Source organism: Parafilimonas terrae, assembly GCF_900115755.1.
Lineage (GTDB): Bacteria > Bacteroidota > Bacteroidia > Chitinophagales > Chitinophagaceae > Parafilimonas > Parafilimonas terrae.
Window position 1 is genome coordinate 848344 of sequence record NZ_FOXQ01000001.1, and the last position, 25321, is coordinate 873664.

The following is a 25321-nucleotide window of genomic DNA, read 5'->3' on the forward strand; positions in this document are numbered from 1 at the left end:
GAACATTGATTGAAGATTAAAAAACAGCTTGCAGTTAACCGTTCATAGTTATTATTGATACCTGTTTAGAAATTTCGTACACCTTTGAGCGCAGCAAACCTGAAACATCATGGCTAACGACAGGAAAGCAGCAGTAGGATTTATTTTCATTACGTTGTTAATCGACACTATGGGCTGGGGGCTTATCATTCCCGTATTGCCCGAATTAATTGCAGAACTGAAACATATAACCATCAACGAGGCAAGCGCTTACGGCGGGCTGCTTTTATCCACTTATGCCATCACACAATTCCTGTTTTCACCGGTAATCGGCAACTTAAGCGACCGCTATGGCCGCAGGCCTGTGCTACTATCATCATTATTGGGCTTTGGTATAGATTATATCATTCTTGCGCTGGCGCCCACCTTCGGATGGCTGTTCCTGGGGCGCGTTATTGCAGGCATTACAGGCGCCAGTTTCACAACCGGCTCCGCTTACATTGCCGATGTAAGCACACCGGAAACAAGGGCCAAAAATTTTGGATTGATAGGCGCTGCATTCGGGCTGGGCTTTATTATAGGCCCCGCATTAGGCGGCTTATTATCAGGATGGGGAATAAGGGCGCCTTTCTTCGCAGCAGCAGCGCTGTGCTTATTAAATACTTTGTATGGATATTTTGTTTTGCCCGAATCGTTAAGCAAAGAAAACCGCCGCGCCTTTAACTGGAAAAAAGCGAATCCCTTTGGTTCATTGCAATTCCTTAGAAAAACACCGGCTATCAGCGGGCTTGCATTCGGCTTTTTTCTTATTTATATGGCTGCCCAGGCCGTTCAGGGCAACTGGAGTTTTTTTACCATGTACCGTTTTAACTGGACGCCGGGCCTGGTGGGCGTTTCCCTTGCCGTAGTGGGCGTGCTGGTGGGCGCCGTGCAGGTGGGGTTAACAAGAGTGCTGAACCCAAAAATCGGCGATGCAAAAAGCATTTATCTCGGGCTGATCTTATACACCGTTGGCCTGGTGTTATTCGCCTTTGCCACTTCCACCTGGATGATGTTTGCCTTCCTCGTTCCTTATTGTTTGGGTGGTGTTGCAGGCCCCGCGCTGCAATCAACGCTGGCAGGGCATGTTGCGCCCAATCAGCAGGGAGAATTGCAGGGCGCATTAACCGGGCTTATGAGCCTCACCACGGTGCTTGGCCCGTTGCTTATGAATAACCTGTTTACTTTCTTCACCAGTTCGAAAGCCCCTTTTTTATTCCCGGGCGTATCATTTTTATTAGGCGCTGTGTTTATGCTGTTCAGCCTTATTATTATATGGTTTGTATTAAACAGGGAGAAAAAACTGGCGGCGGAAAACACAAGACGGCAATAGCTGCTGTTCTTTATCTACACCGCTGGCCTTCTAAAATAGTGCATGCAAAATTACCTGGGATGTTATACCTCAGCATCCGGAAATTATAAAGCCGCTCTTTATAAGAAGCGGCTTTACGGTATTAACGGGGTATCTTCAGTTTCCAGCCCGGCTGAATAAGATCGGGATTGGAGATCACATCTTTATTGGCTTCATAAATCTTTTGCCAGCTTACGCCAAACTGCTTACCAATTTTGGAAAGGTTATCGCCCGCCTTCACTTCATATTCTTCCGTTGCGCCTTCCGCAGTAGTAATATTTAAAACAAGGTCGCCTGCGCGGTAATCGGGGTCAATCTTATTGTAAATATCCCACAACTGTTTCTTTACATCTTCCGACGGCGCCTGGCCGTCAATATATAAAACATTATCCTGCTCCCTTACCTGCAGGCCGGTTACGCCCGCTGTTTGGGCAGCGGTTACCAGTTCATTATATTTATCCTGTAGTGCCATAGTATTGCTTTTATTCAATGGTTAATTTGTTTTCTATTTTCTTAGGTTTAATGGCATGCAGCTTCATCATTAAAGCCTGGAGGTCGGCCCTTTTAATTTTACCCGTGAGCGTAACCACGCCATCATTAATAGCTGCCGTTACGCCATTATAACCGGAGACAATATCATTCACAGCGGTTTTTAAAGAATCATCCGGAGATATTACAACAGGTGCCGGCGGTGGTGCGGGTGGGGTTACGGTAATTGTGCTTTTTACATCTTTCACGCCTTTTACTGTTTTAACGGCATCTGTTGCTGAAGCGTCGCAACCTTCTGCTTCACAGCTTCCGGTGAGCGTAACCACGCCACCAGTTACAGAAGCGGTAATGCCTGTATAGCCGGGGTTTTTAGCAAGCTCATCGCTCACAGCCTTTTGTATGTCAGCATCTTTAGGGCCGCACGATGCAAACAGAATGCATAGCCCCGCTATAAATGCGGTCCACCTGAGTTTAAAATTTTTCATGATGAATTTTTGAAGTTAAATAATTAGAAATACCCAATCCTGGCGGACGGGCATTATTAATGGCATGCCGAATATATCTTAAAAATCATGCCAAGCGTATTGAGGGTTTTGTGCATTTATCCTGGTATCATGTTTTACGCAGGTTTGGAACATTAGTAGATTTAGTGAATTGATGATGATGTGGGGCGATTGCATTGATTGAAAACGCAGGGTCTCGTGGCTTTGCACTAATGCTTTTAACGAAGACCCTGCTACGACAAATTATTAACTGACACAGTTTTTTTTACACTCCCTAAGCAATTTTATAAACGATTTTTTTATGCTCTATCAATATTGAGCAGACTCTAAAAAGTTATGCGACTTGTGTGCTTGTCAAATGAAAAATTAATTTTTTTTATTTCTATTGAAATGATTATCTAATAATCTTCTTTTAATCCTTTTGATAGTATACGACGGTAAATAGGGGTTTAGCTTTTTATCAACAATTGCATTTGCTTCATTTATTTTTCCTTTTAATGCTAATAGTCTTGCTTGAAATAAATGAAATGTATTTGTATAACTATTTGCGGTGGCATTTTGTCTCTCAAACCTTTTTAAGGTTTCTTCCATTTCACTTATATTATTATGTCTCTCACATATTTCTAATTTTGTTATTAGTGGAAAAGAACTTTCTGGATAAATTTCTATAGCTTCATTGATAGTTTTCAAAGCATTTTCTTCATCATTATATTGATTAGAGTAATTTTCAGCTAATGCACTTAAATACATTTCCCTTGCAATTAATGACCTTATTTTACCTAAATCATCAATTAATTCCGACAAAATCTTTTGGAAATTATTTGGTAAGCAACGTTGCTTGCTGAAACAAATGGCTTTCTTTTATTTAAAAATGCATCTCAACTGGTTAGTTATTGCGGATATGATGTTGTAGAAAACCAATCAGGCAAGCACGTTGGCAAAACTAAAATATCGAAGAAAGGCAATGGGCACATAAGGCGCGTATTGCACATGCCTGCCTTTAATGTGGTAAGATACCAGGTTCAGCCTTTTATACAACTCTATGAAAGAACATTGCAAAAGCATAATATAAAAATGAAAAGTTATGTTGCTGTGCAAAAGAAAATACTTGTAATCATTTATTCTCTGTGGAAAAACAATCAGGTATTTAATGAACAACATCAATACAATACAACCAGAGATGAGGAGTTGGTGCATTCCTCTCGGCTCAGCTTCGAAGAAGCTGCACAAAAAAATAGCTCTGAAGCAAATCAGAGCTACACAAGGTATACAACCATCGAAGTATCGTCGTTTGCATCCTCTCGGCTTTTGCAAAAATAACACTTAAAATTATTTGGAATTACAGACAGTACCTTGCGCCAGATAGAGGTTTGCAATTAGCTGATGTTACAAGGTCAAGCGCAACTTTCATAAAACCCAATGTTGCCTGCTGGCATATTCAATGGGCTCATTCATCCCAAGGAAATTTAACTCTTTCAGAATTTAATATTTCCATTCGCCATTTGTTTTTTTCGGATGTATCGCCTTTGTATCGGTACCTTGTTTGAGATTTCCATTGCAAAACATCGTCAAAACTTCTGTCATCATCAGGTTTTTCGTTAGGATACTTTTTTCGGAATTCTAAATACCTTTCAATTTGTAAATTAAGTATTTGTTCCCTCTTGTACTGTTCCCAATTCCAAATTTGTTTTCCGCACAACTCTTCAATAATTGCAGCTCTTTCTGGAAGTAATTTTAATACTTCTCCATTAGCATTTTTCCTTGTCGTATTTTTATAATTTGCAATTTGGTCTGCAAGCCATTTCCCTATTAGCCATTTCCCATCGGGAGTCTTTTGCAAAGGTAATTTTAGCTTATGTGATCTTTCATTCCAAGCTGTTTCAAGTTGAAAGTAATTTTCTAACCAAATATCATCGTCAGATTTTCCGCCTGCATTCATTGTTTCCCAAACAAACCCAACGGATTGAAGTTTCTCAAATTCACCTTCTAGAAAATATGGTATTATTTTTTTCTTCCTTCTTAATTTTTGTCTTGCAAACCACCCGCCAAGTTCGTAGTCGGGATGATTTCTGTCTTTGTGTTGTGGTACATAAGCTCTTGTTTGCTTATGCTTTACCATATACTGTTTAAGTTTTTGAAAATTTTGCTCCCATATGTAAGCACTCCTGGAATATTTCCCATCTCCTATAGGGAACCCGGCTTCTCGTAATCTGAGTTCTAATTCTAAGGGCAAAATGTCAAACCTAATCAGCTCTTTAATTCTGTCGTACCAATTAACTAACTGTCTATTCTCTACATATTGTGTGTTATCATTAATTACCCCTGTCGGGTTTACTGAATTTTTGTATTCAACATATTGTGGTAAGAAAATTTCAAAGTTTTCAAAATCTGTATCAGTAACTACTGGCGGTTTATTACTGTAATTTCTTTCATTCGGCAACTCGCCATTTTCAAAAATTATATCTTCAGGTATAAAAACCTCATCTGTAGCTACTCCATTTTCTCCGTCGGTTGGCTGTGTTTCTTTTTCAGTGCCTTTTTCAAATTGAGAATAAAGTAATCCTTGTTCGTCATACTTAGTAATTAATTCTTTGTCAAGTTTGAAAAGGAATTGGCTTTGTAAGGTTAAAAATTCCCGAAAATATTGTTTTACTTCTGAAAGAAGTTTATTGCCTTGTTTGTCTGTTGCCGGTTGAAAGTCAAGCTGAATGCAAGCCTCAATATTGTTTATAAAACCTGAATGTGTCAAATTAGATGAGCCGATAATAACTCTTGTGTGTTTTTGCCCTTCAAACAGAAAAAGTTTTGGGTGATAAGTTATATACTCTTCTTCTCTATGATAGATGTATGTTTCAATTCCTTTTTCAAGTAATAGTTCTAAAGCCTGTTTTGATGTTCCTTTGTTGTCTACTCCAATGTAAAAGACAAGTTTTTTAAAATTTTGTTGAGCAATATTTAAAGATTTGTCGAGTTTTAAAATGCCTGATGATGCAGCAAAAGCTACGAAGCCGTGAAAAGTTTCAAAAATTTTATTGTCAGAGAAAGATGCAGCAAGTTGTTCTCCTACATTTATTTGGTTGTCATTATGTAAACCGTGTCCGATGAAATTTACTTGCATACTTAGGGTGTGTCAAAATGCTTGCAGCCAACGCGAATATTTGTGAAATTATACGAAATAAAAAGTCAACAACAATTTTTTACAACAACTGATTTTTATTTTTTTGTGCTTAAAATACGCAGCTATCTCATAAAAAATAGTTTTGCAAATGCAATTTCGCATTATTTAATCATTCCCTTTATGTCTTCCAGCGGGCTGATGATCTTACTTAAATCTTTATTCGTTACATGCAGATAGCCAATGTGGTTTTTATGCTATTGTGCCCCAGCAATTTTTGTATAAATGTAACATCTATTCCTTTTTCCAGAAGGTGAGTTGCAAAGCTGTGCCACAACTGTGCATGCCTCCCGGTTGCCATATTCCCGCTTTTGTTTCATAGGCCGCAAAGTCCTTTTCCCTGCTCATAGCTTTACTAAAGAGATATTGCGGGTAAGAGAACCCTTGTAATTATTCTTAGCCCAGTACGCTGATTGTTTAACGGTACATAACGCTTTCCATCATCAGTTTCTTATTTCCCTTCGCATAAATAAATAATAAGACCAGGCAAAACATACAACCGTAGCTGCTACCAAACCACTTACCTGCGGCCATACAATCATCAGGCTTTCTTTAAACGGCAACGGGGAAGGAATAGCGCCTGCCATTTGCTCCATGGTAAGCGGGCCAAGGCTTCTCACCGAAGGCATAAGCAGCGTGGTTACGGCATCGGTATAAAGCCTGCCCGGCGCCAGCCTCAGCACATTTAAAACAATATTGTTGTAATAAATCGTCTGCCCTGGTGAAATAAAAGCAGGATTGGGCAACAGCGCTTTGGCTATCATGTTTACAATCATCTGGTAAAAAATGGTAAAGAACAACCAAATGCCAATAGCTGTAAGCGCCGATGTTGCAGCCTGTTTAAATTTTACAGACAATAAAATAGAAAGGCTTAACCAGAAAGCAACATAAGCAATGCTCAATGCCGTAAAAGAAAAGATGCGCAGTATTTCTTCCGGATCAATGCGCACACCGGTAATTAAAAGGCCACCGCCAATCATTAATAAAACAAGCGAAAAGAACAAAGTGCTTACAATGATTAATGCGCTTATAAATTTTGACAGCAATAAATTGTCCCTGTAAACAGGCTGTGCCATGAGCCGGATAAGCGTTCCGCTGTTTTGTTCCGAATTGATGGCATCAAACCCCAATCCAATACCTAACAAGGGCCCTAAAAAATTAAGGAATACATGAAACGGCGGCAACGTGCCATCGGTAGTAGTCAATAATTTCAAATAAAGAAAAAGATGGCCGGGGTCTTTTACATTGGCCACAGCCGTTGCTATGTTGCTTAATGAAACATACATCGACCCGAAAAATGTAAGTACAATTAAAGCCAGCAATACGGTAAAACGCCAGCTTCGTATATTATCAGCAATTTCTTTATGCACCATTACCCTGAACGGGTTTGCAGTGGTATATGGCTGGCTACTGCTTGCTTTTTTGAAGAAAGGATTTTTGAAAGAAACCTCCAGGCTTTTCATCTGTATTCTCTGTTAGATTGTTTTCAAAATATTTTTGATAAATTTCATCGAGGCCATATTCTTTTTGCTGTACGCCAGTTATATCAAAATTTTCATTCACAAAAAAGCGTACGATATCCGGCGTTACATTTTGTGAGCAGGCGATCTCAATATTGTTATCATTAACTGCAATTTTCTCTACTGCTTCCATCTGCAACAATGCATGCTCCAGGCGCCAGGGTGTTGCAACCGGTTCTTTTAAAGTTATATCCACCACATAATTTTCTTCAGCAAATAAATTGCGCGACAGTTGATCAAGATTGCCTTCCACCAGCAGTTTGCCGCCAACAAAAATGCCTACCCTGTCGCACACCTGCTGCACCTGGTGCAGGTGATGGGAAGATAATAATACCGTTAATCCCTGCTGGCGGCTTAGCTGCCGTATTAAAGCAAGAAACTCCTTTACGCCGCTGGGGTCAATGCCCAGTGTTGGTTCATCGAGTATAATAACTTCGGGCTGTTTAATAAGCACATCGGCAAGGCCCAGCCGCTGTTTCATACCGCGGGAAAAAGCGCCGGTTTTTTTATTGATATCAGCGCCGAGGCCTACCTCCTTCAGCATATCGTGTGCCCTTTCCTTTACCTCAGCTTCAGCAACGCCATTTAACCTTGCTATATAGAGCAGGTTTTCAAGCGCCGTCATGCTATCATAAAAACCCACACTATCCGGCATATAACCCACTTTACGTTTTACGGCAATAGGATTGGCCGTAGCATTATAACCGCAAACCTCCGCTGTGCCGGCAGTAGGCTCTGTAAGCCCCAGCATCATTAATATGGCCGTGGTTTTTCCTGCGCCGTTCGGGCCAAGCAGGCCGAATATTTCGCCTTTGTTCACCACAAGATTAAGATCATCAACTGCTTTGAGTTTACCATAGCATTTGGTTAACCCCCGCAACTGTATAACAGCATTTTCCATAACCTTATCTCCTTCCGTATTTTCGAATGAGGCGATATACGAGGAATACAGCAAGCAGTATCACCACAATGCCAATCCAGCCCGATAGTATGGAAGTTTTAACCGTCATCCTGAAAGTTGCATCGGAACTGGCATTACTGTTTTTGGCGGTGAAAACAGTAACATAATCACCGGCAATGGTTTTATCGGGCACCGTTAAGGTTGCCGTTACATCAGCCGTTTTACCGGGCTCTATTTGTGCTATTTTGGAAGGCACAAAACCCGCCTGCCATTTGGCAGGTGTTTGCGCAGTAAGATTTATTTCTTTTAAAGGAATGGTGCCGGTATTTGTTACCACAAGATGAATATCTCTTTTGCTGCCTTCAGTTATATCATCGCTTAAAAGACCGGCTGGAGTGGAAAGATTAATTCCATAAGCGCCTTTTACCACAGCTTGCAGGTTTAATCGCAAAGTATCTTTCGGGGAGATAGCCATCACCGGTATATCGTACCTGGCAGGCTTTGCAAGCTGGCTGGCATTTATTTCAATACTTATATCCTGCGTTTTGCCGGCATCAACACTCACAGAAGATACCTGGCTTCCTATGGTGCGGAATGCAATGAGCCATCCGTCGGGCATCTGCGCATATAAATCGTATATGCGTGTTTCCGAAGAACCATTATGCAAATTGGCATTGTAACGGAATGTTTCACTAACCGCCGCCTCAATATTGATGAGGTTTGAAGTGAACGAAGATGGCGCTGAAGCACCCGCGGTTGTTTGTGCTGATAACGGTAGAAAAAAACATAGGCCTGCTGATAAGAAAAAACATGCAAGCAAGCTGAAAGGGCGCATTATGCGCCGGCTGGTAATTGTAGATTCTGCGAACATACCTTAATAAATAAAAATTATTATGATTGAAATAATAGCTTCATTTATTATATAAGCAGCTTTTACGCCGTAAGGCAAAAGCAGTTTATTGCAGCAGTGTTTGCAATTTTGTGCCGCCAAGGTAATAAAGCAAGGATATTAAAAAAAAGTGTGACTGATAGTTTTAAGAAAATTTTTAATGATTAAAACAAACAGCATTTTGCCTTCATAACAATTTAAAACAGTTTATAAACTGCATCATTTATTTTGATATATATGGGATAATCGATGCAGCCAGTACATACTATCTGTTATGATAAGCAAACAATAGGAGTAATTAAAAAATATTTTAAAACAATCCAAAAATGGACTACATTTGGTTTAAATATAGATTATGGCAAAGGTTAGTAAAAATGCAAAGCCTATTAATTTGAAAAGCAGCAATTCTTATAGTACTGCCAAAAAAAATAATACCAAAGCCAAAGATGCTATTCACAATACAAAATATAACAGAACTTCTCCTGTCAGCAATAAATTACAGGAAGCTGCCGTGCAATATGGCAGCATGACAATTTTAAACCATGCTTCTAAAAATATTTTTTGGGATGAAGATATGTATGCAGTACCCGCCGCTGATAAAATAACCATTATTAAAAAAGGTATCTCCAAAAGAGAGCTTGAGGCCGTTAAGCAAGAATCAGGGCTTGATTATGATACATTAAGCAATGTACTTTCTGTATCAAAAGCAAAGCTGCACAGTAAAAAAGGCGCTGAAAAGTTTGATCAAAATACCAGTGAGCGCATTATGTTGCTGGCAGATGTAATTGCTTATGGCCAAAATGTATTTGAAGATAAAAAAACATTCAATGAATGGCTTAAAACCAGCAATACAGCACTTGGCGGCAAAGCGCCCATCGAACTAATGGATACTATTTATGGCATAGATGAAGTAAAGAAAGAAATTGGCAGAATTGAATATGGTGTATTTTAAATTAAAATCGCATGTTGCTATACAGGATAGGCGCTGCAAAATATGCCAATGATGTAACAGGAGAAGGTGCAAGGCTAAATGGGGGAAGATGGAACCATGCCGGTATTCCCTGCATTTATACAGGAGAATCGCGGGCAATTGTTTTACTGGAATATTCTGCGCATATATCAATCCTCAATATTAAAAGAGCCTTATCTTTTACTACATTTTCTGTTCCCGACGACTCCATTATGGAATTGAAAATTGCCACTCTTCCCGGCAACTGGAAAGACTTTCCGCATCCAAAAGAAACAAGGGATTTAGGCAGCAAACTGTTAACCGAAAGAAGAAGCCTGGTTATAAAAATCCCTTCTGCAATTATTCCGCAAGAATATATTTATCTGATAAACCCTGAACATCTCGAAGTAAACAAAATGAAAATAATTAATGTGGAAGATTATGCGTATGATGTGCGGATAAAGAGTTAGTGAACCTATGCCATGTTGCGGGCAATTTGCTTTATCTTAAAAAATGTATAAGCACTTATATATTTTAAGAATAGCATCCTTAAAACAAAAACTGCGAAGCTTTTACACTTCGCAGTTTATATATTTTGTTAGCAAGCAAAATTATTTACTGATATTATCATTAACAATCTTAGCTAAATCAAACATAGAAACCTGGTCTTTACCAAATAATGGTTTCAGTTTTGCATCTGCATTAATCATGCGTTTATTCTTCTTGTCCTGCAGGTTATTCTTCTTGATATAATCCCATATTTTCTTTACGATTTCCGTACGGGGTGCTGCTTTATCGCCAATTACTGCAGCCAGTTTTTCATTGGGTGCAAGTGGCGCCATAAAAGCTGCATTTGGTTTTCTTGCTGCTTTTTTTGCTGCTTTTTTTGGAGCAGCTTTTTTTGCTGTTGCCATGTGTTTAAATTTAAAGAGTTATTATTTTTTTTAATAAAAACCTTATTTATAAAGGTTTTCAAGGGAGAAAGATACATATACTGAAATGAATTAACCTAATAAATACGTACAATTAATTCACATTATTTTTTTACTGATGAATAAGTTTTGAGAGGAGAATTTGAAGGGGTATAGTCAGTTTACAAGTTGTAAATAATATATCTCTCTCTATTCATTATTTATAACATAGGTTTTCCTGTTAATACCAACGCCTTTTAAAGTGAGCGATTTCCATTGTTTTGGTAAAGCCGTCTTTATCTGAACAATGCCAGATGCCGTAATATCCAAACCGCCAAAACCCATTAAAACCGCTTGTAAAATACCGCCTGCGCCGGTGGCAAAATAAGGATTTGTACCACCTTTTGTTTCGGCAATTACCCTGAATGGTGGATTGAGATTTGGTTCATAAGCGTCTTTAAACCAATGATATGCCTTTTCTCCATTGCCTAATCTTGAATACAGTAAAGCAAATATTCCCTGCGTCATGGCAGGCGTGCCTTCATTGGGCACACGGGTTGAATAATATTCAAGGTCTTTACGAATTTGCGCTGTATCTGTAATCGTTTTTAAAGGATAAGCCAACAGGTTTACGTCAGCCTGTTTAATGCCTTCGCCTTTATATTGCGCATGCTCCTGCGTAACGCCATTTGACATTTTTAAGATGGGAATATTATCTGCAACAGTTTGCCAGTCTGTATTCCATTTCAAACCTAAAATATTAGCAGCAGCAATAGCCGCTTTCAAATTGGCGATGGCTGCCGCATTGGTAAATGCATTGTTATCCACATTCTCGGCCCATTCATCTGCAGCAACAACATTTTTTATATCGTATTGATGCGGGCCATTTCTTTCAACACGGCTTGCCCAGAAATCTGCTGTTGATGAAAGCATAGGCCATCCTGTTAAGCGCAGCCATGCAGTATCTTGTGTAACGCAAAAATAATTCCATGCAGCCAGTGCAACATCTGCTGTTATGTGATGTTCAAAGGGGCCGCTTAATGCCCATACCGGCGTTTCTTCCACACCGGTTTCAGCGCTTTCCCACGGATACATGGCGCCTTTATAACCATGTGAAAAAGCATTGCGTTTTGCCGCTTCCAATCGCTCATAACGGTATTCAACCATATTCTTTGCCAGCTCAGGATGCATCACCAGCAAGGCGGGAAACATCCATAAATCTGCATCCCAAAACACATGTCCATTATAACCCAAACCGCTTAAACCCATTGGCGATAAGGAATAGTTTGTTCCTTCCCTTGAAAAAGCATATAAATGATACAGCATGCTGTGCACATCCTGCTGCGACTGCGCATCACCATCAATAACAATATCACTCACCCATAAGCTATCCCAGGCTTTGTTATGAAAATTCATTAATCTTTCTTTGCCTTCAAGCTTTGCAAACAAGGTCATGCGTTCTGCTTCATTCAAAGGGTCGGCATGTTGAGCAGATGTTATAGAAGAACCTGCAACAGAATAAGTATAAGTTGTTCCTGTTTTAATGGTTTTGGAAAACTTCATTAAGTGCATATTGTTGTCCCACATTTCATGAATAACCTTTGGTTCACTGCCATGCGGCTCATCAAACAAAAATGTATTGGATGCACACATTAACAATTTACCCGTTGGCGATTTTGCCTGCGATGTAAGCAATGAAATGGTTACATGCGGCCGGTCTATTTCATTGTAATAATTCTCTACATCACGCAACGCGTCCGGCGCCTCCATTACACTGGCGGCTGTGATATTAATATCCTTTTTTGCGGTGATACTAATATTGCTTAAAACGGTATAAGGCAATTGGCGCAATGCATAATACGTGTATTGAACAGAAGCTTTATCGCCGTAATCGAAACTCGTGGTGAATGCAGCATGCTGCATATCTAACTGCTGCCTGAAATTGGAAACAGATGTCGCATCCAGCCTTTTGCCATCTACTTCGAGATACATATTTAAAAGATTGAAGCTGCGCAGGAAATTGCTTACACGGCCACGTCCATATAAATCGTAAGCGCCTGCAAGCACCACATCTTTTACCTTAAAAGGTTCGGGCGATGATACAATACCGATCATGCCATTGGCCACCGTGATGCCGTAATAATTGGATGGGTCAATTTTATCTGCTTTAATTATCCATGGATCTTGTGAGAAGGAGAATAGTGAAAGCTGAACAGCAAATAAGAGTACTATTATTTTCTTCATATAGCAAACAATAAACTAAACAATAATGCAACTTACATTTCTATGGTTTGTTACCCGGAGCTTTAAAATTAATAACCATTGTGCTATCGTTGTTCCTTGCTAAAATATATGCCTCTTTACCGCCTGCAAGTTTTAATGGCTTAATTGAACGCACCTGCCCTTTTACAATAACGCCATTTATATTTTCAGCAGTAAAATTTCCATTGCCTTTATTTATAAGAATGGTGCCGTAATCTGCATCATACCGGCCCATTTGTATATTATTATCATAATAATTTCCGCCCAATAAAATATCCGGAAGGTTATCATCATTTACATTAACAATGGTCGCCGTTCTGTAAGTTGTTAACTGTGCCTGCCAGGGCATAGGCACAGGTTTGAAATTCATTTTACCATCATTAATAAAAATTGTATTATCAAACCAGTTTGCCGTTAATGTATCAGCAGATTTCATTTTACTTTCAGAGAACAAATCACGCAAAGATGCTTTTGCAAAATCACCTGCGAGAGGATATTTCTTTTTTATAAAAGGCATTTGTTTTTGCAGTTCTTCTTTATTGGCAAAAGGCAACTCTCTGCCGGCAAGGTAATAAGTAAGCACCTGCTCCCTGATGCCGTTGTCATCAAAATCATTGATGTACAGGCGAACAGGTTGTTTATCGTTTGCCAGCAGGCGGCTGTTTAATCCAAGATTGCCAGCAATCAAATCGATATCCCCATCATTATCTATATCATAAGGCAATACAAAATTCCACCAGCCTTTTTTATCTGTTAAGTATTTTTTAGAGAAATGATCTTTATCGTTTATAAAAGCAACGATGCCATCCCATTCAAGCGAAACGATTAAATCTTTATCACCATCTTTATCTATATCATACCAAACGGCATTGGTAACCATTCCTGCTTTTGACAGGTCTTTCGCATATTCTGCCGTAACATCTTTAAACTTACCGGTTCCATCATTCATTAATAAATAAGAAGGCGGCACGGCTCCATAATGAAAAGGAACAGCCCTTCCGCCAATGAATAAATCAACATAACCATCACTATTAAAATCGTAAGGAACCACGCAGGATTGCGATGTATATATGTTTGCAAAAGCATCATGTTTCTTCGTTAAATTACCTTTAGCATCATTGAGGTAAATACGTGGCAGCAAGTTTACATTTGTGCCATAATATTCATTGCCGCCGCTTGCAATAATTAAGTCTGTATTACCGTCGTTATTTACATCTGCCCAGCAGGCATCAACATCTTCATACAAACTATCTTTATCTAAATCAGGCTCATTCACCTTTTTAAATTTTCCTGCAGCGTTTTGAATAAATAAAGCAGGTCTTGTTCTTTTTGCGGCGCCGATAAATACATCATCAAGCCCATCGTGGTTAATGTCGGCAACAGCTAATGCGGGGCCTTCTGTTGAATTTTTATGAGGCAATAGCTGCTCCCTGTCAAATTCAGGAAATTCATTTTCTTCGTGTTTATATTTTAAACCGATAGCATTGGCTATATCTGCTGCTTGCGGGCCTGCATTTACATTATACTTTGATAGTTCATTATAGTTAAATTTTGGAAGGCCCGGTGTGTATTTAACTTCAACCGTTTTACCTGTGTCTGCCTGCCAGTTTAATGGCTGATAAGAATTATCAGGCCAAATAATTATCATACTGTCAACAACCACATTCTTTAACCCTATATGCAAAGGAATTTCGGCGCTTGACATAAAGCCATGCACCGAAACATTTTCATAAGTTCTTATATCATGCCTGGCATACACAATAATTTTTGCTCCTATAGCATTTATATTTTTGTCGGTGCCTTTAAGTTTGATATTAATATAATCTTTAGCATGACTGTCGTTTGACTTGTTTTGATAAAGGGTGGCTATATCGTTAATGTTGTTTGTAATAATATCCAGATCACCATCACCATCAAAATCTGCACATACAGCACCATTGGCAAATGTGGATACGTCGTTTTTAATAGCAGATGCAATATCATTAAATGATAGCGAACCATTATTTCTATAAAACTTGTTGGGTATTTTTATTTCAGGAAACTTTTTGCTGAGCATCATATCCTTATCGTTAAGATTCTTCAGCCTTATATCCATTTGCATCTGGTCGTTTGAAACATAATTAATGTAATCAATATCGTTTAAACGCTTGGGAATGCCATTTGAAATAAAAAGGTCTTTCAAGCCATCATTATCAAAATCCATCCATAATGGCGACCAGCTCCAGTCTGTAGTGCCAATGCCTGCATAAAGGCCTATTTCACTAAACATGCCGTTACCACGGTTATACTGAAGTGCATTGTGCGAAAACTGGTAACTGTAACCATATTTTATCTTCATCATATAAACATCATATTCGGCTTCTGCTTCCGAACGTTTAAGAATATCCGGGTTATCTGACAGCATATCTGTGCTAATGATTTCGGGTTGGGCATCATTATTGGCATCAGCTACATCAACACCCATTGAGTATTCGCTTGTGTGCATGAATCGGATAGAGTCTTCTTCTTTAAAACCACCTTTATGATCGTTTATATATAAATAATCTTTTTCATGAAAATCATTGGCAACATATACATCGGGCCATCCATCCATATTAATGTCAGCAACAGAAACACCGAGGCCATACCCTAAGATAGAACTGTTTATGCCAGACTGCAGCGTCACATCAGTGAAATGCCCGTTATCATTTCTGAACAAACGATCGCCTGATACATTGCTTTTTATAGCAGATGCTGTGCTCCTGGGTTTATATGTACCGTTTTGATGAACGGAATGATTTAAAAGATACATATCCAAATCTCCATCACCATCATAATCAAAAAAAGCAGCGTGTGTGCTAAAGCCTGAAAAATCCAGGCCATATTGCTTTGCCTCTTCTTCATAATAAGGCACGCCGTTCTTAATGCCTTTGCATACAAGCAGAATGTTATGGCCTTTTAATACTTCAAACTGCCCAACGCGGCAAATATAAATATCGAGCAGGCCATCATTGTTTATATCAACAACAGAAACACCGGTGCTCCATCCGCCATCGTTTGGAATCTGCGCCTGTGCGGTAACATCTTTAAACTGCATGTTGCCTTCATTAATATACAATTTATCCTGCTGCTGGTTAGAGCCAAAAAACACATCAATTTTTCCATCATTATTAAAATCGCCTGCGGCAATACCTGCACCATTATAATAATACATGTAATGAAAAACATTAAACTGATTGGAAGGAGTGAGCTTGTTTGAAAAATCAAGACCCGTTTGCTGCGGGCTTAATACTTCAAAAGCTGCAGGTATATTATCAGCATTTCGGCAACCGAAATTAAGCAACACAATAAGCGATATAAAAAGAAAGCAATATCTTTTTTGCATGAGATTATTACCTGGCAAGTATTATCAGTTTAGTTTAAATAATTAATTATTCCCGCTATATAAAACGGGGAAATCATCGTTACGCAAAAAGAGTATAAAATTTTTATTCCTTCCGTGTATTTCACAAATATCTCTCACAACACCTTTTACTTTTACACCCGATTGCCTTGAATCAGCAGCTACAAAATTTCCTTTGCCCCTATTAATAAGCACATTGCCAAAGCTTGCATCAAGCCTTCCAAATTGCGGCGGAAAATTATCTTGATTACCACCAACAATTAAATCCGGCAATCCATCTTTATTAATATCTCTTACAAGAATTGAATTTGCGTTTGAAAGCTGCACTGCTACCGGCAGTTTTTGAATTTCAAAATTACCATCGCCTTTGTTTATTGCAATAACCGAACTGCAATAATCAAAAATTTTCACAGATGATTTATTTAAAATATCGGGTGGCAACAAATCCTGTATAGATTTTTTTGAATAGGCCGCATGTGTAAGATTTTGCTTTTTTATCAATGGAATTTCATCTTCCATATCATGCTTTAAAAACACCGGCATATCGCGGCTCTCAACTGTTCTTGTTAATATCTTATCTGTGCTGCCATTTTGATCAAAATCATTCATCCATAATTTTACGGGATGTTTTTCATCAGGCCGCAAATAAAAATTCTCACCAATATTCCCTAATATTAAATCTGTTTTGCCGTCATTGTTTATATCTGCAACAGCAACCGTTTTCCAAAGTCCGTTTAAGTTTTGAAGATTTGTTTTTATCTCCACAAAATGATCGCCGTTGTAAGAAAATATTTTGGGAGACATCCATTCGCCGCAAATAACTAACTCTTTATCTGCATTGCCGGTTACATCAGCCCACACAGCGCCGGTAACCATCCCCACATTTGCAATGCCGGCATTTTTTGATTTAGGCATGCTTGTAAAATTGCCATTGCTATCATTCACATAAATATAACTTGCAGGATTGCCACCATAATTCCTGGGCTCGCTTCTGCCGCCAACAAATAAATCCAAATCACCATCTTTATCAAAATCATAAGCCGCTGCAATAGCGGTGTTCATTCCGTTTAAAGGAAATGCTTTTGCATTTAAAGTAAAATTTCCCTTACCATCATTTATAAACAAACGGTTTCGTGTTTCTTCTGCAAAAGGAAAATAACTATTTCCCCCAGGACCTATAAACAAATCAACATCTCCATCTTTATCTGCATCAAAAAATAAAACAGCACCATCTTCAAAATTTAAAAATGGCTTAAAAGCAGACTCTTCTTTTTTATTAAAAGAGCCATCCGGCTGCTGAATATATAATTGCCCGGGATGATTTTTTGTGCCGCCAATATATACATCGTCCAGCCCATCTGCATTTACATCGGCCGCTGCGGCCTTAGGGCCTTCACGGGAAAGCATTTCGGGAATATTGGGTTCGTAATAATAATCCAAATATGCATCTTCCTCATGTTTTTCAAAATTGCTTTTTAAGCTATCAAACAAAGGCTTTGCAGCATTTGCAGCTGAAGAAAAATGATAGTAATTTTTTTCTGTTGTTTTATGAATTGTATAAACGCTGTCAGCTTTCAGGCTTGTGTATTTGTTGTAAGTTCTATCCGGCCAGATGATAATAGCAGAATCAATATTGTCTATTTCACCAAGACCAATTACCTGTTTATAATCAACTGAAGACTGGAAACCCCTTGAAGGAATTACATCCCGTGCAAAAACCTGGTTGCCCGCATATAATTTAATAACAGCACCAACTGCAAAAGTATTTAAGCTATCACCCTTGAGAAAGAAAGCAGCATAATGATTTTTATTTACCTTCCTGCAATTGTTTTTATAAACAAAAGCAGGCTGATTTATATTACTGACAACAAGGTCTAAATCGCCATCATTATCAAGGTCTGCATAAGCAGCACCGTTTGAAAAAGATGATTGAGTGAACCCCCATTTACTTCCAACATCTTCAAACTTTAAATTACCGGCGTTTTTAAAACATTTATTGATTAAAGGGTTTTTAGGAATGTGGGCAAGCACTTCATCCACACTGGCCTTTTCGCCTGTTTGCATCATTTTCCTGATAACATCATTGGCAAAAAAATCCATAAAGTCAAGATCAATAACATCGCCATTCACCCCATTGCAAACATAAATATCATTCAGGCCGTCGTTATCAGCATCAAACATTAGTGCGCCCCAGCTCCAGTCTGTTGCCGATACGCCACTATAATCAGCAATATCTGAAAAGCTGCCGTCTTTATTATTCAGCTGCAGGCAATTTTTAGTGTATTGATAATAAAATCCCTGCTGCAACTTTTTTTGAAACACATCAATATTATCAAACGAGCCAAGTGTTTTTAAACGCGAATCATCTTCGGGCAACATATCTGTAGTAAATATTTCGGGATAGCCGTCATTATTTATATCAGCAATATCTGCACCCATTGAAGAAAAACTTATATGCGGCATGTAACACTCAATCTCATCTTTAAAAGTGCCGTTTTGCTGATTAATATAGAGATAGTCGCGTTCATAAAAATCGTTTGCAATGTATATATCGGGATAGCCGTCGTTATTTAGATCACCCACTGAAACGCCCAGCCCAAAACTTATGAGCGTGCCATGAATGCCTGCATCTTTTGTTACCTCAGTAAAATGGCCGCCATCATTTCTGTACAAATGGTTGCCACCCCCTTTTAAAAAATCATCAACCGGCCATTGGTCTTGCGGCAAGTCTCTCTGGTTATCGTATTCAAGTATATTTACAGGCATGGGGCTGTTATCAATCAAAAAACAATCAAGATCGCCATCAAGGTCGTAATCAAAAAAAGAAACCTGCGTTGTATAAGCTGAAATATCCAAACTATATTTTGCAGCTTCTTCAGTGAACGTAAGATTATGATTATTTATGTAAAGCTTGTTTTTACGATTACCATTTTTAATATGGCCGGAGTTACAAACGAAAACATCAAGCCAGCCATCATTATTAATGTCAACAAATACGGCACCGGTGCTCCACATGCTGTCTTGTTTCATGCCGCAGCTTGCAGAAATATCTTCAAACTTTAAGTTGCCTTTATTAAGGTATAATTTGTTTTCGCCCTGGTTTGACGTTAAGAAAACATCGGCCAAACCATCGTTATTAATATCACCTGTTGCTACGCCACCGCCGTTATAAAAATTACGGAAAGAAAAGCCGTTTTCATAATTACCATCAACTACTGTATTATTAAAATTGATACCTGAATTTTCAACCAGGCTAAACAATTGCTCAGCATGTTTTTCTTTGCAGGAAAGAAGAAAAAAGAATGACACAAAAAAAAGTGTTGACAACAATCTCATACAGGAAGCAGGTTATTTGGAAAAAGTTTTATTTAAAATATAAAAATTGCGGGGCTTAATATTAAACTGATATTTTATTCACCATGTGCATGCTGTGCAGCGCTCATATCCATCATATTCATGTTGTTTTCCTTATGCTGTTTTTCAAAGTCAAAAGTTTTTAATTGAATGGTTTCAATTTCGTTGCTGCCTTCTTTTATTTTTAAAAACTGGCAAGGCTTAATATTTTTAAAAACCTGTGTTTTGTTTGTGGCTGGCCATGTTATAGCTATTTCATCAATTATGTTTGCCTGGCCAATACCAATTTCCCTGCGCAAAGGAGAACAGCCAAAGCTGCCTCCTGAATTTTCTTCCCTGTAAAGGCTTCGTTCTATGCCATTTTCTTTAAAAGATATTTTTATTCTTGCACCTATTGCCGAACGGTTACTTTTTGTTCCCTCCAGCGTTAAGCTTATCCACTTGTTATTATTCTGCCCGGGATTAAGATAAAACGAATTGTAATAAACATCACCTGCATAAGCGCCGCCTATTTCTTCAAAAATATCCTGGTCACCATCGTTATCCAGATCAGCAAAAGATACACCGTGCCCCTTTTGTAAATTACCAACCCGTGCAGCCGTAGTTATATCTACGAATTTTTTGCCTTCTATATTTTTAAAAAGCTTATTGGGCACAAGGGATTTGTAATCCGGGTTGCCTGTTCCCAAATACATATCAAGATAACCATCGTTATCAATATCGCCGAAGTTTGAACCCATGGCAAATACAGATTTATCAAGCCCTGCTTCAACGCTTACATTCGTAAATGTTCCATTATGATTATTATGATAGAGATACATTTTGCTGGCATCAGGCAAAGGTTTTCCCAAGGCTTCTGCAGCAGTTGTATAAGCAATAGGATAATTATCGCAATCGTATCCGCAAACAAAAATATCAGGCCAGCCATCATTATCATAATCCCAAAACCAGGTGGGAAAAGTTTTTACATATATATCATCCAGGCCTGCCTGGCGGGTTGCATCAGCAAAATGTACAACTCCGTTTTGCACGCCTTCATTCTTAAGCAACAATCTCATGCCATTGTATGTTGAAATAAAAATATCCTGCAAGCCATCGTTGTTATAATCTGCAGAGGCCACTCCCTTTACATAACCTACTACATCACAACCTGCCTGTTTTGCAAGATTCGTAAATGTACCGTCGCCATTACTTATATATAATTCGCAAGGCTGAGGATCATGAGAATCGGTTGTTTCGTTACCAATAAACAAATCGAGCCATCCATCGTTATTAAAATCTTTCCAAACAGCAGTTTGTGTAGAATGAAAAGACAGCAAGCCGCTTTGAATGGTAACATCAGTAAACGTTCCGTCTCCATTATTGCGCAGCAAAGAATTAGGTTGTTTGCCATACTCGCCCGAAAGCCAGCCACCACGTAAAACCAATATGTCTGTATAACCATCGTTGTTATAATCAGCCTGTATCATATTCAATCCGCCTGTAAATTTTTTCAGGCCTGATTGTGTGGTTACATCTGTAAAACTGCCGTTGGCATTATTCTTAAAAAAGTGCATAAAACCCTTTCCCAATCTTAAATCAGAAGTTATTACATCCAGATAACCATCATTATTAAAATCATCAACAATGGCGCCGCCTGCATCATTTTCAGTGTCGAAATTAAAATCTGAAGCCACATCAATAAACGGCTTCACAGTAATCCCTGAATTATCTTTGCCCATATCAGGTATAAGAAATGCCTTGGGCACTTTTGCAGGATATTCACCCAATGTCATATAGGCAATATTTAATACCCATCTTGAAGCCAAATCATCCGGTTTTTTAGTAAGCACCTCTTTATATAATTCAATGGCTTTTTGCGAGCCCGTTTCATCATGGTGCAGGCCCATTCCCTGCAACGGAAATATGCATGACTCTGCCATGTGATGGTTGATGCAATTGGTGCGCTCGCCATAACGCATATAAGCAAGCGCATAATCCGGCAGCATTTGCTTATATACTTCTGTTCCTTTTAATCTTGGCACAGCAGCTATATTAGAAAAAGTTTCTATCGCTTCTTTTTCGCGGCCAAGCTGTAACAGTATTCCGCCTTTATAGTATTCCATTCCTGCTTTACGATACACGTTTGTATCTGCCCTTTCAATCTCTTTATTAAAATAAGCTAATTGGGATTGAGGCGAATATGGATTATCATTACCATATTTTTTTGAAATACTATCTAATATCACCAGCATTCTTTCTTCGCCTGCTTTATCTGCATCCAGTTTATTTTTTTGCTGTTCACATGAAACAGATGCAATAACCATGATAATTAACAGTATGATATTTTTCATCTGAAGCTGATAAAATTTATAGCGTTCTCTCATTGCAAGCATTCATTTCAGAAGTTACTAAAAATTATTAGCCTGCATTATACAGGCAGTATAATTTACCTTATTAAAACCACCCATCCTGTTTTTGTAAAAGTAGTTTTATTATCCAATGACTTCATTACAATAACATAAATATATGTGCCGGCGGCTGCGGGATATTCTCTGTTCATTCCGTTCCAGCCTTCATTTATATTTTTAGTTTCAAATATCTTCTTCCCCCACCTGTCATAAATGGAAAAGTTTATTAGGCTATTATAGTTTTGGCTGGGTATTTTAAACCAATCGTTCAAGCCATCATTATTTGGTGTAAATGCATTGGGCATATAAATTTCAAACTGGCATTCTTTAAAGATCTTAATAGTATCAGCCTGCATGCCGCATTCATTTTTTATTTGCAATATATAATCGCCGGGCTGCTTTACTGCATATTTATAGCTGGGTGTATTAACTCCGTTCCAGGTATATGTATCATAACCCTGTGCAGCCTTTAATACAAGTGAATCCCTTTCGCCTAAACATGTGTCGGCGCCAAGCTTTGCCACAGGTGTAAAACTAAAAACCACGCTTTGGTAAACAATGCTATCGCAGCCCTTCGCTGTTTTATAAGTAGTAGTATATATGCCTGAATTTTTTATAGTGTCTTTATTTGGCAAAATGTAAGAATATATATCGCATAGCTTCACTTCGTCTGCAGTATCGGTAACATCGCTGCAGCATGCAATACGGCATGAGCTGCTGCTTTGCATGGTATAACTATATACACCGGGTAAAGAAAGATTACCAAATGTGCCCGGTGTTTGATCAAATTTTATATTTAAAGGCTGCATAAAAAAAGCCCCTGTAATATCTTCCTGCAATATTGAAGAAGCGCTTTCAATGCATGGCACATTTCCTGCATTATCTGTTTTAATAAGCTTAGGGTCCCGGCTTCCGCCATTATTAGTATTGCAAAACCAGTAGTTACCGGCATTCGTATGCAAAACACTTCTTGTTTCCTGGCCCCGGCCAATTAATGCATATCCTTTTTGCCAAACAATGTCACCTTGCGCATTTATATTCATCAAATAAGGCGCATCACCATCATCCATTAAAATCAGGCGGCTACCGTTGCCGGATTCGGCAACAGCCGATGCATATATTGGAGGCAAAAGGTTTGCATAAGAAAGAACTTTTTTTAGAATGCCTGATTCATCTATGGTAAAATTTAATACCTCATTGGTTTTTCGTAAGCCGCTTTGCATTGCCGATTTTGCATAAGAAGTTATAAAGCTTATACTGCGATCCGGCATTTCGGTTATGTTTACCATATCTCCCAAAAAAGCCTGGCTAAGGGAAAGTGTGTCCCTGCCAAGAAAAAATTTATTCCATAGTATTCCTCCCGTTTTACTATCAAGGCAGTTAAAATAGTACCCTTTTCTTTGATAAGGATGACCTTCATCCATAACATTGGCAGTGCCGCCAAAAACAATATTACCATTGCTTAATAGTTTCAATCTGGCATCGCCAAAACCTGTATTGACCGATGGAGAATTTAATATGGAAGTCCATATAACATTTCCATCTTTACTTATTCGCATTACAACAATGTACTGCCTTACAGAAAAGGAATTGATGGACAGAATAAAATCTCCATCTTTCGTTTTATCTATGTTGGTGATGTTTGAGGACTCGAATTGCCTGATCCTGTTCGAGAGTATTTTAGACCAAAGTATATTTCCATATTTATCAATTTTTAGCAACAACCCATATTCTGAAAGATGCGCCAGCGGCCACACTGTAGTATCTACATCCCCGATATTTCCCGTAATTAAATAATTGCCATTATCCGCGGCGATGATATTAGTAAAATTGAGAAAATTAAATGCGGGCGTATAGTATTGTTTGCTCCAAAGCACAGTGCCCTGCGCAGAATACCTGGTAAGCCATCCGCCCTGAAGCAAAGAATTATAACGAAAAACATTTCCGGTAACTAATATTTCATTTTCAGGAGTGGAGGTAGTTGCAACTATATTCTGAACCGTACTTGTATTAAGGTTTATGTTGAAATAATCATCCACGCAAACCTGGGTATATGCAACCTGTGCCTGCAATGCAAAAACTAAATAAACAAGCCTTATAATGCTTAATGATTTTTTATTGCAGTTGCAGTTGGCAAACATCTTCATAAAGATATGCTGACAAGAATATTCAATAATTAAAAGCGCATGAATACCTAAAGTTTTTTAAAAAAGATTTACAGTTTTGTTTCATTATCCTACAATGCTGTATGTTGCACAGCATGAAGAAATTGACGGTTGCTATTCTTGTTGTTTTACTGCTTGTTTTCGCAATCATATATTTTCTTATTCCTCCTCAATTTACAGTATCAAATACTATCTTACTAAAAGCTAACCCCAACAGCATTTACAGATGCTTATCGAACGAAGCTAAATGGGAAAAAATTTTGGAGGAAGAAGGTTCTGCTGATAATCCCAAACAAAAAATTAAGATAGGTAAGAAACTGATGGGCAGCATGGAGGTACAGATAAAAGATAAAGGTTCATCGTTTCCGGGGCTGATTGAAATACTGGCGCTAAAGAACGACTCTGCTGCAATAAAATGGACGCTGAATGTTGAACGTGGGCCTGGCCTGTTTAAAAGAATACAGAATTATTTTATCGCAAAAAAATTAAAAAATTCTACTGCAGGCATACTTGGCAACGTGAAAAAGTTTCTTGAAAAAACAGAGAACATTTATGACATTCAAGTGCAAATGGTAAGCATTAAAGACACTTTATTGGTAGCTATAAAAACAACCTCAAAAAATTATCCCGGTTTGCAGGAAGTTTATGGTCGCATTGATAAACTGCAAAATTACGCAACAGCCAACGGCGCCGTGCAAACGGGTTATCCTATGTTGAGTGTAAGAACTGGGGACAGCATAAATTTTGAAATAATTACAGGGCTTCCCATCAGCAAAGACCTTAAAGGCAGCGGCATAATCTTACACAAGGAAATGCCTTCAACAGGAAGGATGCTTGCCACGAATGAAATTAAAGGCGGCCCTTACACTATCAAAAAGGCATTTAATAATCTCGAAGATTTCTTTGAAGATCATAAATTCATATCTCCCGCCGTTCCTTTTGAATCCCTTATCACCAATCGTATGCAGGAAAAAGATACAAGCAAGTGGGTAACGAAAATTTATTACCCGGTTTATTAATAAAAAAAGCTGTACCAAATCAGTACAGCTTTTTTCAAAAACA

General features: G+C 38.4%; 19 protein-coding genes. 5 read left to right on the forward strand and 14 right to left on the reverse strand.

The features are described 5' to 3' along the window. Positions 1-109 precede the first annotated feature (109 nt). Positions 110-1351, forward strand: a complete 1242-nt coding sequence (locus BM015_RS03695) for a TCR/Tet family MFS transporter (RefSeq protein ID WP_090654577.1) — start codon at positions 110-112, stop codon at positions 1349-1351. Between the two features lie 121 nt (positions 1352-1472). Here the strand turns inward: BM015_RS03695 and BM015_RS03700 are convergent, their stop codons facing one another. The 3 genes from BM015_RS03700 to BM015_RS03710 all read right to left on the reverse strand — a co-directional run bounded on the left by BM015_RS03700 (position 1473) and on the right by BM015_RS03710 (position 3165). Then, positions 1473-1841, reverse strand: a complete 369-nt coding sequence (locus tag BM015_RS03700) for a LysM peptidoglycan-binding domain-containing protein (protein WP_090655230.1) — start codon at positions 1839-1841, stop codon at positions 1473-1475. A 10-nt stretch (positions 1842-1851) separates the two neighbouring features. Beyond that, positions 1852-2343, reverse strand: coding sequence for a BON domain-containing protein (locus BM015_RS03705; RefSeq protein WP_090654579.1), 492 nt, complete (start codon positions 2341-2343; stop codon positions 1852-1854). 384 nt (positions 2344-2727) lie between these two features. Beyond that, positions 2728-3165, reverse strand: a complete 438-nt coding sequence (locus tag BM015_RS03710) for a hypothetical protein (protein WP_090654580.1) — start codon at positions 3163-3165, stop codon at positions 2728-2730. Between the two features lie 30 nt (positions 3166-3195). Between BM015_RS03710 and BM015_RS03715 the strand changes: the two genes are divergently transcribed. Beyond that, positions 3196-3681: a transposase gene (locus BM015_RS03715; protein ID WP_090654581.1), complete on the forward strand. Its 486-nt coding sequence runs from the start codon at positions 3196-3198 to the stop codon at positions 3679-3681. Between the two features lie 127 nt (positions 3682-3808). On the opposite strand, the gene BM015_RS03720 is transcribed toward BM015_RS03715, so the two are convergent. The 5 genes from BM015_RS03720 to BM015_RS03740 form a co-directional block, all read right to left on the reverse strand. After that, positions 3809-5479: a Helicase associated domain protein gene (locus BM015_RS03720; protein WP_090654583.1), complete on the reverse strand. Its 1671-nt coding sequence runs from the start codon at positions 5477-5479 to the stop codon at positions 3809-3811. Between the two features lie 223 nt (positions 5480-5702). Continuing rightward, positions 5703-5837, reverse strand: a complete 135-nt coding sequence (locus BM015_RS22040) for a tyrosine-type recombinase/integrase (protein ID WP_394333754.1) — start codon at positions 5835-5837, stop codon at positions 5703-5705. 142 nt (positions 5838-5979) lie between these two features. Beyond that, positions 5980-6999: an ABC transporter permease gene (locus BM015_RS03730; RefSeq protein WP_090654585.1), complete on the reverse strand. Its 1020-nt coding sequence runs from the start codon at positions 6997-6999 to the stop codon at positions 5980-5982. Further along, complete coding sequence (locus BM015_RS03735; protein WP_090654587.1) at positions 6944-7957, reverse strand: ABC transporter ATP-binding protein; 1014 nt, start codon at positions 7955-7957, stop codon at positions 6944-6946. Before BM015_RS03735 ends, BM015_RS03730 begins: the two co-directional genes overlap by 56 nt. A gap of 4 nt (positions 7958-7961) precedes the next feature. Next, positions 7962-8828, reverse strand: a complete 867-nt coding sequence (locus BM015_RS03740; protein WP_090654590.1) for a COG1470 family protein — start codon at positions 8826-8828, stop codon at positions 7962-7964. 373 nt (positions 8829-9201) lie between these two features. On the opposite strand from BM015_RS03740, the gene parS reads away from it, so the two are divergent. Continuing rightward, entirely contained in the window at positions 9202-9798 is a 597-nt protein-coding gene (parS, locus tag BM015_RS03745) for a type II RES/Xre toxin-antitoxin system antitoxin (RefSeq protein ID WP_090654592.1), read from the forward strand. Between the two features lie 11 nt (positions 9799-9809). Next, entirely contained in the window at positions 9810-10265 is a 456-nt protein-coding gene (locus tag BM015_RS03750; RefSeq protein WP_090654595.1) for an RES family NAD+ phosphorylase, read from the forward strand. A 141-nt stretch (positions 10266-10406) separates the two neighbouring features. Here BM015_RS03750 and BM015_RS03755 read toward each other — a convergent pair whose 3' ends face one another. From BM015_RS03755 to BM015_RS03780, 6 genes are all read right to left on the reverse strand, one after another. Then, positions 10407-10709, reverse strand: coding sequence for an SWIB/MDM2 domain-containing protein (locus tag BM015_RS03755; RefSeq protein WP_090654596.1), 303 nt, complete (start codon positions 10707-10709; stop codon positions 10407-10409). Between the two features lie 207 nt (positions 10710-10916). After that, on the reverse strand, positions 10917-12950 hold the full coding sequence (locus tag BM015_RS03760) for a kojibiose hydrolase (RefSeq protein WP_090654598.1): 2034 nt from the start codon (positions 12948-12950) through the stop codon (positions 10917-10919). A 40-nt stretch (positions 12951-12990) separates the two neighbouring features. After that, the gene (locus BM015_RS03765; RefSeq protein ID WP_090654599.1) at positions 12991-16332 is read right to left on the reverse strand and encodes a VCBS repeat-containing protein; all 3342 of its coding nucleotides are present in this window, start codon (positions 16330-16332) and stop codon (positions 12991-12993) included. Between the two features lie 42 nt (positions 16333-16374). Further along, a complete protein-coding gene (locus BM015_RS03770; protein WP_090654601.1) occupies positions 16375-19686 on the reverse strand; it encodes a VCBS repeat-containing protein in 3312 nt (1103 codons plus the stop codon). Positions 19687-19760: 74 nt separating this feature from the next. Then, positions 19761-22037 (reverse strand): CRTAC1 family protein, encoded by a 2277-nt coding sequence (locus tag BM015_RS03775; protein ID WP_177191801.1) that lies wholly within the window; start codon positions 22035-22037, stop codon positions 19761-19763. 95 nt (positions 22038-22132) lie between these two features. Beyond that, complete coding sequence (locus BM015_RS03780; RefSeq protein WP_090654605.1) at positions 22133-24241, reverse strand: T9SS type B sorting domain-containing protein; 2109 nt, start codon at positions 24239-24241, stop codon at positions 22133-22135. Between the two features lie 113 nt (positions 24242-24354). Here BM015_RS03780 and BM015_RS03785 point away from each other — a divergent pair, with 113 nt between their 5' ends. Continuing rightward, positions 24355-25278, forward strand: coding sequence for a GyrI-like domain-containing protein (locus tag BM015_RS03785; protein WP_143075741.1), 924 nt, complete (start codon positions 24355-24357; stop codon positions 25276-25278). The last annotated feature ends 43 nt before the right edge of the window (positions 25279-25321 follow it).